This window comes from Amycolatopsis sp. NPDC051128 (assembly GCF_040682715.1).
In the GTDB taxonomy this organism is placed as follows: Bacteria; Actinomycetota; Actinomycetes; order Mycobacteriales; family Pseudonocardiaceae; genus Amycolatopsis.
In genome coordinates this window covers 188,011-199,040 of sequence record NZ_JBFBBN010000011.1, presented here as the reverse complement: position 1 = coordinate 199,040, position 11,030 = coordinate 188,011, and the positions used below count along the sequence as shown (strand labels likewise).

The 11,030-nt window shown below is 72.0% G+C and carries 11 protein-coding genes; 4 read left to right on the top strand and 7 right to left on the bottom strand.

Annotated elements, in window-relative coordinates:
* Positions 1–135: 135 nt before the first annotated feature.
* Entirely contained in the window at positions 136–1,215 is a 1,080-nt protein-coding gene (locus tag AB0M82_RS14875; RefSeq protein WP_364721677.1) for a GDSL-type esterase/lipase family protein, read from the bottom strand.
* Positions 1,216–1,273: 58 nt separating this feature from the next.
* Positions 1,274–1,909, bottom strand: a complete 636-nt coding sequence (locus tag AB0M82_RS14870) for a helix-turn-helix domain-containing protein (protein WP_364721675.1) — start codon at positions 1,907–1,909, stop codon at positions 1,274–1,276.
* 62 nt (positions 1,910–1,971) lie between these two features.
* Between AB0M82_RS14870 and AB0M82_RS14865 the strand changes: the two genes are divergently transcribed.
* Positions 1,972–2,601 (top strand): NAD(P)H-dependent oxidoreductase, encoded by a 630-nt coding sequence (locus AB0M82_RS14865; protein ID WP_364721673.1) that lies wholly within the window; start codon positions 1,972–1,974, stop codon positions 2,599–2,601.
* Positions 2,602–2,675: 74 nt separating this feature from the next.
* A complete protein-coding gene (locus tag AB0M82_RS14860; protein WP_364721671.1) occupies positions 2,676–3,011 on the top strand; it encodes a rhodanese-like domain-containing protein in 336 nt (111 codons plus the stop codon).
* Here AB0M82_RS14860 and AB0M82_RS14855 read toward each other — a convergent pair.
* Complete coding sequence (locus tag AB0M82_RS14855) at positions 2,999–3,901, bottom strand: LysR family transcriptional regulator (RefSeq protein ID WP_364721669.1); 903 nt, start codon at positions 3,899–3,901, stop codon at positions 2,999–3,001. The two genes, AB0M82_RS14860 and AB0M82_RS14855, sit on opposite strands and share 13 nt — an antisense overlap.
* Positions 3,902–3,998: 97 nt before the next feature.
* On the opposite strand from AB0M82_RS14855, the gene AB0M82_RS14850 reads away from it, so the two are divergent.
* On the top strand, positions 3,999–4,838 hold the full coding sequence (locus AB0M82_RS14850) for an oxidoreductase (RefSeq protein ID WP_364721667.1): 840 nt from the start codon (positions 3,999–4,001) through the stop codon (positions 4,836–4,838).
* Here AB0M82_RS14850 and AB0M82_RS14845 read toward each other — a convergent pair.
* On the bottom strand, positions 4,835–5,191 hold the full coding sequence (locus AB0M82_RS14845) for a VOC family protein (RefSeq protein WP_364721665.1): 357 nt from the start codon (positions 5,189–5,191) through the stop codon (positions 4,835–4,837). The genes AB0M82_RS14850 and AB0M82_RS14845 overlap by 4 nt on opposite strands.
* Before the next feature lie 558 nt (positions 5,192–5,749).
* Between AB0M82_RS14845 and AB0M82_RS14840 the strand changes: the two genes are divergently transcribed.
* Positions 5,750–6,637, top strand: a complete 888-nt coding sequence (locus AB0M82_RS14840) for a hypothetical protein (RefSeq protein WP_364721663.1) — start codon at positions 5,750–5,752, stop codon at positions 6,635–6,637.
* 330 nt (positions 6,638–6,967) lie between these two features.
* Here the strand turns inward: AB0M82_RS14840 and AB0M82_RS14835 are convergent, their stop codons facing one another.
* Genes AB0M82_RS14835 through AB0M82_RS14825 form a run of 3 tightly spaced genes read right to left on the bottom strand, consistent with a single transcriptional unit; the run spans position 6,968 to position 10,909 of the window.
* Entirely contained in the window at positions 6,968–7,645 is a 678-nt protein-coding gene (locus AB0M82_RS14835; RefSeq protein WP_364721661.1) for an ATP-binding cassette domain-containing protein, read from the bottom strand.
* Entirely contained in the window at positions 7,642–8,334 is a 693-nt protein-coding gene (locus tag AB0M82_RS14830; protein WP_364721659.1) for an ATP-binding cassette domain-containing protein, read from the bottom strand. The genes AB0M82_RS14835 and AB0M82_RS14830 overlap by 4 nt, the downstream gene beginning before the upstream one ends.
* Positions 8,327–10,909 carry an ABC transporter permease gene (locus AB0M82_RS14825; protein WP_364721657.1) on the bottom strand — a complete coding sequence of 861 codons (2,583 nt, stop codon included), beginning with the start codon at positions 10,907–10,909 and terminating at the stop codon, positions 8,327–8,329. The genes AB0M82_RS14830 and AB0M82_RS14825 overlap by 8 nt, the downstream gene beginning before the upstream one ends.
* Positions 10,910–11,030: the final 121 nt, after the last annotated feature.

The window sequence follows — 11,030 nt, the reverse complement described above, 5'->3', positions numbered from 1 at the left end:
CAACCACCCAACAATAAAATAATCATTTATCTGTCCGACTGCACCCCCCCCCCCCCCCCCCCCCCGCCACATTGGGTGCGTTGGACGCAACCAACGCCACATTGGGGCGCTTGAGGCCCGGGGCGACCCTTCCGGTCAGCGGGCCACGACCTCCGGCGCCGGGTGGAGTTTGCCGTCCGCGCCGGCCAGGCAGGACGCGTTCCCGTCCCGGGCCGCGATGAACTCCGTCAGGCAGTTCGCGATCGCGGTGTGCCCGGCGGCGTTGGGGTGGAACGACTCCTGCAGCGCGTGCCCGGCCCGTTCGGCCCGGCCCAGGTCGGCCAGTTGCAGCGTCAGCCGGGTGAACCACTCCGTCGCCGGGTTGGCGCCGCCACTGCACGCCTCGTGCTTCGCGCCCGCCTTCGCCAGGTCGAGGAACCGGGCGTCCGCCTGCTGCGCGGCCGCCTTCAGGCCGGATGACAGGACGCCGATGCCGGTCTGGGAGATCCAGCGCAGGTCCTCGACCCGGAACGGGCAGCCGTTGAGGTTGCGCAGGTCCTCCGGCAGGTCCGGGCCGATCGGGGCGGCGTAGGACTGCAGGATCAGCTGGTAGTCCGCGGGCACGTAACCCGCCTGCGCCAGCACCTTCTTCACGTCCGAGACCGCGGCCGCGACTTTCGGCACCATCGCGTCCACTTTGGACTGCCAGGTCTGCTTCAGCACCGTGCTGCACGGCGGGCCGCCGGCGTTGAACCACGCCTTGAAGCAGTCGTTGACCTGGTTGGAGAACTTCGGCTCGTCGTTCGCGCCGACCGCGATCACCACCGCGGCCACCCGGTGGTCCCTCACCAGTGCGGCCAGCTGCCCCGCCTGCGACCCTTCCGTCCACTGCTTGGCCTCGCCGAGCGCGACCTGTTCGGCGGGCGCGCCGGAGCAGCCGAGGTTGACGTGCGCGGTGACGCCGGGGACGGCGATCTTTTCCACGAACGCGTGGGGGGAGCGGTGGCACCAGTTGCCGCCCTGGCCGTTGGTCGCGGCGGTGTACTGCCCGGCGCCTTCGCCGGAGACTGTGCTGTCGCCCATCGCGACGACGGTGAGCGGTCCGGTGCCCGGTGGGCCCTGCCGCGGCTGGGGCTGCCCGGGTTTGCTTTCGGAGCCGAAGAAGACGAAGAGCCCGACCATCAGGGCCACGCTGGCGAGGACCAGGGCCCCCCAGTACCACCGAAGACGTCGCATCGCCGTCGATTCTACGGATGGGGTGATCGAACCGGTCCTGGGCACGGTGCGTCACTGATCACTCCGGCAGCCAGGTCCTCGCCAGCCGGACGAGTGACTCCGCCAGCGTCGGCAGGCTGATTCCGCGATCGCCCAGCCAGTGCCGGACCTGCTCGGCCGCCAGTGCCGCGAGCAGGACGTCCGCGGCGATCTCGGGGTCGGTCGCGCCGCCGGTGCGGAGCAGGTGCCGGCAGTGCCGGCGCCACAGGGTGTGGGCGCCGGTCCGGAACCGCGCGCCGGTGGTGGCGGTCTCCGACAGCAGGACGAGGTCGAGCTGCCGGCTCAGGAAATCGAGATAGGCCTCGACGAACGCGCTGAGTCGGTCCGCGGGCCCGGCGCCCGGGCCGAGGGGCGGCGGGCCGGTCAGGATGCGTTCCTGCAGCTCGCGTTCCCGTTCGTCGAGCAGGGCCATGGCGAGGCCGCCCTTGTCGCCGAAGCGGCGGTAGAGGGTGCCTTTGCCGACGCCGGCGGCGCTCGCGACGTCGTCCATGGTCACCGCGTCGACGCCGCGTTCGGCGAACAGCGCTTCCGCGGCCGTGAGGACGCGGATCCGGTTGCGGGCGGCGTCGGCCCGTTCGCGCACGGGGGCGCCGAGGACGGGCAGTTCCGTCGGCGTTGACGAAGCGGACTCCGGTCCGCTACGGTTCGAAGGCATAAGCGGACTCTAGTCCGATTCTTCGTCCGGCGAAAGCCGGCACCCTTACCAGGAGCACCGACATGCCTGATCTGCTGCACATTTCCGCGTCTCCACGGGGGGAGGACTCCCAGTCGCTGCGCGTGGCAGCTACTTTCCTGGACACCTACCGCGCCATCCACCCGGACGCCGAGGTCGAAGAATGGGACCTCTGGGACGGCTCGCTGCCGGCGTTCGGCCCGGCCGCCGCACGCGCCAAGATGACGGTCTTCGGCGGCGGGACCCCTGAGGGCGACGAAGCCGAGGCCTGGGAAGCGGCCAAGGCGGCCTTCGCCCGGTTCGACGCCGCCGACCGGATCCTGTTCAGCGTGCCGATGTGGAACTCCGGCGTGCCGTACGTGCTCAAGCAGTTCGTCGACGTCGTGTCCCAGCCGGGACTGATGTTCGGGGTCGACCCGGTGACCGGGTACGAAGGCCTGCTCGCCGGCCGCGGCAAGCGCGCCGCCGTCGTCTACACCAGCGCGGTGTGGGGCCCCGGCCTCGGGCCGGAGTTCGGCGCGGACTTCCAGGCGCCGTTCTTCACCGGCTGGCTGAACTGGGCCGGCATCGACGACGTCACCGAGATCCGGTTCCACCCGACCCTGACCGGTGACGCCGAGGAACTGTCCCGGATCGCGCACGAGGCGGCCCGCGACGCCGCCAAGACCTTTTGATGCTTTTCGGGGGTCCGGGTGGCGGAGCCCCCGGCCCGGGGCGCAGCCCCGGAAATTTCTGAAGGAGAGACACCATGACCAGCACCATCGACCGTGACGCCGTGCGAGCGGGACTCGAGACCGGCGAGATCGTCCTCGTCGACGCGCTCCCGGACTCCTACTACGCCGCCCGGCACCTGCCGGGGGCGATCAACCTCGTCGCCGACGACGTGGCGGCGAAGGCGCCCGCACTGCTGCCGGACAAGGCCGCCGCGATCGTCACCTACTGCTCCAACCCGGCCTGCGCGAACAGCGGCCAGGTCGCCGCGCAGCTGGAACGGCTGGGCTACACGAACGTTCGCAAGTACGCCGCGGGCATCGAGGACTGGGTGAACGCCGGGCTGCCGACCGAAATCGGTCAGCCTGCCTGAGTCAGGTCCGTGGTCGCCGCGAGCTCGACGGCGACGTCGATGATCGTGCCCAGGGCCGGATTGTCGTTGCGCGGCAGCCACACCAGCTCGGTGCGGGCGACGTCGCCGGCCAGGGGCACGAACGCGACGCCGGTGCGCCGGAGGCTGTGGGACGAGCGGGTCAGCCGGGTGACCCCGACCCCGGCCGCGACGAGGCCCAGCAGGCCCTGCACGGTGGCCGCCCGCTGGACCACGCGCGGGGTGAAGCCGGCGGCCGCGAAGTCGTCGTCGTAGCTGCGGTGCCAGGGTTCCCAGCTGCCGCGCGGGGTCAGCACCCACGGTTCGGCGGCCAGGTCCGCCAGGGTCAAGCGCGTGTGCCCGGCCAGGGGGTGCTCCGCGGGGAGGACGGCGCACACCTCTTCGGTGAGCAGTGTCCGTGACGCCAGGCCCTCGACCAGCGGCGGCCGGGTGAACGCCAGGTCGAACCGGCCCTCGCGCAGGCCGTCGACGAGTTCGGCGATCGACGCCTCGGCCGTCGTCACCGCGAGCCCGGGGAACCGCTCGCGGACCGCCCGGACCACCGGCGGCAGCAGGTAGTTCGCCGTGGTGGTGAGGAACGCGAGCCGCACACTGCCGATCTCGCCGCGCACCGCCCGGCCGAGCGTCGCGACGGCCTCGTCGGCGCGGGCCAGCACCGCGCGGGCCTCCGGCAGGAACAGTTCTCCGACGGCGGTGAGGCGGGCGCCGCGGGCGTCCCGGTGGAACAGCCGGGCACCCAGATTCCGTTCCAGTGCGGTGATCTGCTGCGACAGCGACTGCTGGGCGATGTGCAGCCCGGCGGCGGCCCGCGTGAAGCTGGTCTCGTCGGCGACGGCGACGAAGTAGCGAAGCTGCCGCAACTCGGGGGTCACAGGCTCTGACTGTAGCTCCGGCAGGACATCGGTGTTGGCGGCGCGGGCGTGATCTTCCCCAGGATGGAAGGAGGAAACCACTGGGAGGAACGCGAAGATGACGAACACCGACGGCCGGGTCTGGCTGATCACCGGCTGCTCCGCCGGCTTCGGCCGGGAGATCGCGCTGGCGGCCCTGGCCGCGGGCGACCGGGTGCTGGCCACGGCGCGGCGGCCGGAAACGCTGGCGGACTTGCAGGAGCGCGGTGGTGAGCGGGTCCGGACCGCGGCGCTGGACGTCACCGACCCCGGGCAGGTCGGCTCGGCGGTCAAGACCGCGCTCGAGGCGTTCGGCCGGATCGACGTCGTGGTCAACAACGCCGGCAACGGCTCGGTCGGCGCGGTCGAGGAACTCACCATGGCCGAGCTGCGTGGCCTGATGGAGGTGATGTTCTTCGGCGCGGTCGAGGTGACCAAGGCCGTGCTGCCGCACCTGCGCGCCCAGGGCAGCGGCACGGTCGTGCAGATCAGCTCGATGGGCGGGCAGCTGTCGATGCCGGGCTTCGGCGCGTACTGCGCGGCGAAGTACGCGCTGGAAGGCCTGTCGCAGGCGCTGGCCGCGGAGGTCGCGCCGTTCGGGGTGCGGGTGCTGATCGTGGAGCCCGGCGCGTTCCGCACCGAGTTCGGTGGCGGCCGCATGCACCGCTCCCGCACGATCGACGCCTACGCCGTGTCGACCTCGGGCACGCGGGAGGCGGTCGAGGCCATGGACGGCGCTCAGCCCGGCGACCCGGCCAAGGCGGCGGCGGCGATCCTCCGCGCGGTGGACCGCGACGACGCGCCGCTGCGCCTCGCGCTGGGCGCGGACGCGGTGGACGCGATCCGGGCGCAGCACGAGGCCTTGGCCGCGGATCTGGCCGCCTGGGAGGACGTCAGCCGCTCGACCGCGCTGGACTAGGCCTGTTCGGGGTCCTGGAGCAGTCCGAGGACGTTGCCGTCGGGGTCGGTGAAGGTCGCGACGAGGCGGCCGGTGCCGACGTCCTTCGGCTCGTCCTTGACCTTCGCGCCGGCCGCGGTCACTTCGGCGAGCTTCGCCTCGATGTCGGCGACGTGCCAGTACGTCACCGGCCCGGTCATGCCCTGCTGCGCGCCGTTCGGCACCAGGCCGATGTGCTGGCCCGCGGTGTCGTAGCCGACGTAGTAGGGCGCGTCGGCCTGTGGTTCGGTGCCGAGCAGGGCGGTGTAGACGGCCTTGGCCGCGGCCAGGTCGGAGACGGGGTGCAGGACGGTCTTGATTCCCTGGGTGGTCATGCGGTGCTCCTGACGTCGTCGTGTGGTACGGCGACGACGCTATGCCCGCCCGCTGACCGGCGCTTCTCGATTCCTGACGACTCGCTGCGCGGCCCGGTACTGGCCTCCTCGCCAGTACCGGGCGCCTTCGGCGCGAAACTCGTGCGCCGAGCCGGTCCGAGAACTCGTCGAGACGAGAAGGCGAACCCCCAAATGGCCTCACCCGTCCGGGTCGTCGAGTGCGCCCCGACGAATGGGGCTGGGGTCAGTGCCGCTGCGGCCCAGGGGAAGGCGCGGCAACGAAAAAAGAGTCGACGAAGGGCTGACATCTAGTACCTCTACCTCCGCTGAATAAAACCTCGCACCCCCCGCGCGGGGGGATTTGCGCACTTTCCCGCCGGGCGGCCAGTAGTCCTTTCCAGCCCGCTGACCAGCGTCGATGCAACTCAAGAAACCTCGGCGCGCCTCGTTCACGGGTTTGAAGCCGCGCATGCGGGGAAGTCGCCGTCACCACTCGTTCGAAGTGCCCGGGAATGCGGGGAGCGAGAGGACCTGCTGCACTGGAAAGGACACGAACCCATGAATCCCACATCCGCGCCGGCTTACCTGGCCGCGGTCGACATCAGCGGCGGGATCTCCGACGCCTGGCGCACGGTGGCGACGTTCGTCCCGAAACTGCTCGCGTTCCTGATCATCATGGTGATCGGCTGGCTGATCGCCAAGGGCCTGGCCAAGCTGGTCGGCAAGATTTTGGAGCGGGTGGGGTTCGACCGGCTCGTCGAGCGCGGCGGCATCAAGACCGCACTTGAACGCTCCTCGATGGACGCCTCCGACATCGTCGCGAAGATCGTCTACTACGCCATCCTGCTGGTCGCCTTGCAGATCGCGTTCAGCGTCTGGGGCCCCAACCCGGTCTCCGACCTGCTGACAGCCATTGTCGCGTGGCTGCCGCGGGTCATCGTCGCGATCGTGATCATCGTCGTGGCCGCCGCGGTCGCCGCCGCGGTGAAGAACCTGATCGGTGCCAGCCTCTCCGGGCTGACCTACGGCCGGGTGCTGGGCACGATCGCCTCGGTGTTCATCCTCGCCCTCGGTGTCATCGCCGCCCTCAATCAGATCGGGATCGCCACCACCGTCACGACCCCTGTCCTGATCACCGTCCTCGCAACTGTCGGCGGCATTGCCGTGGTCGGGGTCGGCGGCGGGTTGATCGGGCCGATGCGTTCGCGCTGGGAAAGCTGGCTGGACAAGGCCGAGCACGAGATCCCCAGGATGCGGGAAAACGCCGAGCAACACGGCGGCCACTCCGGGCACGCCCGTCGCCAAGCCGAGCAGGCCCAGCGCGACCCGGCGAACCCCGTCCCGCCGTCCGGGGCTGAGGGCGGGACGACGTACATGCCGGCCGAGGGCCGCTTCCAGGGCCCGCCGCCGGAGCAGGGCGGCCGACATTACCCGCCGCGCCGCTGACCTGTGGTTCTTTCCGGGGTTCGCCACGAACCGCATGAGCTGGAGTTGCTGCTGCTGGGCGTGTCAGCAGCCCGCCGAGGAAGCGGTACAGCTCGACCGGGTGTCCGCGGGCCCAGTTGTGGACGCCGTAGCTTTCTGGATTCCGTTCGTGCTGCGCGCACGCGTCAACATGGTCAACGTCGCTGGCCGTGACTACAAGATCGCCACGGTCAAGGCGCCGTTCGCCGCCGCCTCGGATGTCCGCGCACCTCGGACACCTCCGTGGCGAAGGTGGCCTCCGCCGACATCGAGCAGGCCCTCGCCGCTCTGCTCAAGGCGCTCAACGGCCGGTCAGTCCAGCAGGGCGGTGAGGACGCCGTCGAGGAGGCGGACGCGGCGGTCGGCGATGCGGTGGACCTCGTCGTCGTGGGTCGCGACGATCACCGCCGCTCCTTCCGCCGCGCAGCGGCGCAGCAGCCGCAGCACCCGTGGGGTGCTGCCCGCGTCGAGGTGCGCCGTCGGCTCGTCGGTGAGCAGGACGCGCGGCCTGCCGGCGACCGCGCGGGCCAGCGCCACCCGCTGCTGCTGCCCGAACGACACCTCCAGGGGGTAGCGGTCGCCGAGCTCGCCGATGCCCAGCTCGTCGAGCAGCTCGGTGACCCGGTTCCGGATCGCCGCGGGAGACGGGCGCGGGACGTCCGACCGCAGCCGCAGCGGCAGGGCGACGTTCTCCGCGATCGTCAGCTCGTTGGCCAGCCCGAGCGCCTGCGGCAGCACCGCGCACGTGTGCCACGGCGGCGCGTCGCCGATCGGGACGCCGTCGAGCAGCACGCAGCCGGAGTCGGGGGAGTCGAAGCCGCACAGCAGCGCCAGCAGCGCGCTCTTGCCGGACCCCGATCGGCCCGACACCGTCACGAGCTCGCCGGCGGCGACGCGCAGTTCCAGCCCGCGCAGCACCTCGATGTCCCCGCTGGGGTGGGCGAAGCTGCGGCGCAGGCCGACGGCTTCGACCATCGATGGCACGGTCATGGCCGGGACTCCCGTTCTTCGACGCCTTCGAGTACGCCCTTGTGCAGCCGGGCCACCCGCGCGCCGAGGTCGATGAGGCGTTCGTCGTGCGAGGCGACCAGCACCGCGAAGTCCTGGTCGACCAGGTAGCGCAGGGTGTCCAGCACCAGGTCGGCCGACGCTTCGTCCAGCTGGGACGTCGGTTCGTCGGCGAGGATCACCGTCGAGCGGGCGGCGAGGACGCACCCGAAGGCCAGGCGCTGCTGCTGGCCGCCGGACAGCGCGGAGATCTTCCAGCCGCCGGTGCCGTCCAGGCCCAGCTGCCCGAGGATGTCGTCCGGCCGGCACTCCGTCCCGGCGGCCTCGGCGGCCGCCCGGAGGTTGTCGGCGACGTTCAGGTACCCGAGCAGGTTGTCGCCCGGGTTCTGGAACACCAGCCCGAGGTGGTGGCGGCGCAGCGCGCGCCGTTCGCGGTGCTTGAGCTTGCGGACGTCGGCGCCCTGGAAGGTCAGCGTGCCGCGCGCGGGCGGCTCGAACAGGCCCAGGACGCGCAGCAGGGTCGACTTCCCGGAGCCGGACGGCCCGGCGAACACGGTCATGCCCCGGGCGGGCACGTCGAAGCTGACGTCGTCGACGCCGGTGACCACCCCGGCGGGCGTCCGGTAGTCGACGCCGATGCCGCGCAGCTGGAAAATCGGCTTGTCAGGCACGGATCAGCTCCGCGGTCCGGGCGGTGCGCACCGAGCGCACCGCGATCCAGCCGGCCAGGGCCACCACGAGCACCCCGATGGCCAGCACCGTCAGCACGAACGGCAGCGGGTCCGGCAGTTCGGAGCGCGGGGCCAGGAACGTCGCCGGGTCGAACCGCGGGACCGACAGGCCCGCCACCGAGACGCCGCACGCCACTCCGACGGCGATCGCCAGCCCGCTCAGCGCTCCCAGCTCCATGAGGTGGCTGGCCAGCAGCGTCCGTGGCCGCATGCCCATGCGGAGCACCAGCGCTCCGGCCAGCGCGTTCTGCCGCCGCCGGACTTCGACCGCCACCAGCAGCGCCAGGATCGCCACCACGCCGAGCACCGCGCCCAGCAGCGCCACGAACGAGAACGTCCACGACACGACGAAGAACGGCAGGCCGTCCAGCGCGGTTTCGCGGCTGACGCGGTTCGGGATGAACACCCCCGCGGCGCGCAGGGCGCTCGTCGCGTCCGCCATCGGCGACTTCGTCAGCACACTCCACTTCGGCACGCCGTCCAGCTGGGCGTGGCTGAGCACCGTGCGGGAGATGACGTAGCCGGGTGAGGTGCCGGTCATCGGGAACACCGGAAGGTCGCCGGCGACGACGGCGTCGGGCAGCCCCGCCGGCAGCTGTGCGGTCTGCTTGGGGGTGTGCCCGACGCGGATCACCGGCGTGCCGCGGGGGTCGGGCCGCGAGATCTTCCGCAGCAGCTCGTCGATGTCGCCGGCCGGCACCTGGTCCACGGCGGCGGCGCGGGCGAACGTCGCGGGGTCGACCACCAGCACCACGCCGCCGGGGCCGGTCAGCTCGCCGACGACGGTGCTCGTGCCGGCCAGCGACGCCGGCATCGCGACGTCGCCCATCCCGATCGGGCTGTCGGTGTCGAGGCGGGCGTTGCTGCCGACGAAGATCGCCGACTTGGTGTCCAGGGCCTCCTCCTGGCCACGGGCGATGCCGATGCCGGTGGCCAGCGTGCCGGTGGCGAGGGTGCCGATGACGAGCACCCCGATCACCGGGGCGCGGGCGCCGGCCAGCCGCCGGATCGCCAGCTGCAGCGCCGGGCGCGACCAGAACCGGGCGCGGTGGGACGCGTGCAGGGCGAGCCACGCCAGCCGCGCGGTCAGCAGCCCGACAGTCAGCACGACGAACACCGGGTAGGTCAGGGCCAGCTGGTCGACCTGCGGTAATGGATTTCCCAGCCGGGACGCGGTGCCGTAGCGCACCAGGCGGGTCCAGCCGAGCCAGGCCATGCCCGCTGTCGCGAGCTCCCACGGGAAGTACGCCAGCAGCCGCACGCGGTTGCCCTTGCGGCGCGACCGGCCGAGTTCGAACTCCCGATGCGCGCGCACGGCCACGACGAGGGCCAGCAGCGCCAGCGAGACCACCAGCACCGCCGCCGCGACCCCGCCTGCTCGCAGCACCGCCGCCGGGTCGGGCATGCCGGGCGGGCCGTACACGCGCAGCAGCACCCGCGCGGCGACCGCGCCGGCGGCGCCGCCGAGCAGGATCGGCAGGCCCAGTTCGGCGACGGCGAGCCCGCCGAGGGCGCCCGGGCCGCTGCCGCGGGCCGAGAGCAGCCGCAGTTGCGCGTGCCGCCGCTGGTACCACTGCAGGGCGACCGTGCCGAGGCCCGCGCAGCCGACCAGGACGCTGATCAGCGCGAGCGGCAGGATCGAGACGAACACGTTGTCCCGGGCCTGGCGGGCGATCTGCACCGAGCGTTCGAACGTCGGGACGTCGGCGGCGACCAGGGAGCCGAGGCCCTGGGCGGTCAGGTCGGCGCGGACGTCGGCGATGAGGTCGCGCGAGCGCCGCAGCAGGTCCTCGGCGCCGCTGAGGGTGGCCGGCGCCGGTTCGTAGAAGGAGATGTTGAAGTACTGCATCGTCGGCAGGCCGATCGCCTGGATCGCGTCGTCGAAGGACTTCCGGTCGGTGGCGAACACGATCGAGTCGATCGGGTCGTTGGCCAGCCGGTCGACGACCGCGCCGGACTCCTGGGAGCACCACCACCGCGGCGGCGGGTCGACCAGGTCGCGGTAGACGCCGGTGACCGGCGGCAGCGCGACGCCCTGGAAGCTGGGCTTGGCGCCGACCGGGATGTGCTCGCCGTCGGCCAGGACGTTGCCGAGCCACAGCCCGGGCGCGCGGGTGCCCTGCTGCAGCGCCAGGTTGTCCAAGCCGGCCTGGTCACGGGAGGCGAGCCGGACCTTGTAGCTCGGGCCGCCGTCGAACTTGGTGCCGAACAGGACGTGCGTGTACTGGCCGACGACGGGGGCGCCGAAGCCGTGTGCGGGCGCGTGCCGCTGGACGGCCTGGGTGAGCGCCGGGATGTCCTTGACGGGGATGTTGCCCTTGCCGAACACCGGGCCGTAGCTGTCGGGGCAGGTGATCCCGGTCTGGTAGGCGACCGTCGCCCCGCCGGCCGCGGACGCCTGCAGAACCGCTGCCGTGCCGAGGAAACAGGCGAGCAGCGAGGTCACGGCCGCCACGATCAGCGTCAGCGGACTGGAGAGGGCGGCTTTGGGGGCCGCGCGCCACGGTTTGGTCACTCTGGGTTGTCCAATTTTCCCCCACATCACCCGCATGGACGCGCACGTTACCGGCAGATCCCCAGAGTGGGAACGCTTTTCCCGCGATCGTTGCTCACCCGCTGTGGCCACGGCCGCTTCG

Coding starts and splice junctions, on each gene's coding strand:
- AB0M82_RS14835 (WP_364721661.1), bottom strand. CDS start 7,645: ATGACCGTGCCATCGATGGTCGAAGCCGTCGGCCTGCGCCGCAGCTTC.
- AB0M82_RS14845 (WP_364721665.1), bottom strand. CDS start 5,191: ATGACCACCCAGGGAATCAAGACCGTCCTGCACCCCGTCTCCGACCTG.
- AB0M82_RS14850 (WP_364721667.1), top strand. CDS start 3,999: ATGACGAACACCGACGGCCGGGTCTGGCTGATCACCGGCTGCTCCGCC.
- AB0M82_RS14840 (WP_364721663.1), top strand. CDS start 5,750: ATGAATCCCACATCCGCGCCGGCTTACCTGGCCGCGGTCGACATCAGC.
- AB0M82_RS14860 (WP_364721671.1), top strand. CDS start 2,676: ATGACCAGCACCATCGACCGTGACGCCGTGCGAGCGGGACTCGAGACC.
- AB0M82_RS14865 (WP_364721673.1), top strand. CDS start 1,972: ATGCCTGATCTGCTGCACATTTCCGCGTCTCCACGGGGGGAGGACTCC.
- AB0M82_RS14875 (WP_364721677.1), bottom strand. CDS start 1,215: ATGCGACGTCTTCGGTGGTACTGGGGGGCCCTGGTCCTCGCCAGCGTG.
- AB0M82_RS14870 (WP_364721675.1), bottom strand. CDS start 1,909: ATGCCTTCGAACCGTAGCGGACCGGAGTCCGCTTCGTCAACGCCGACG.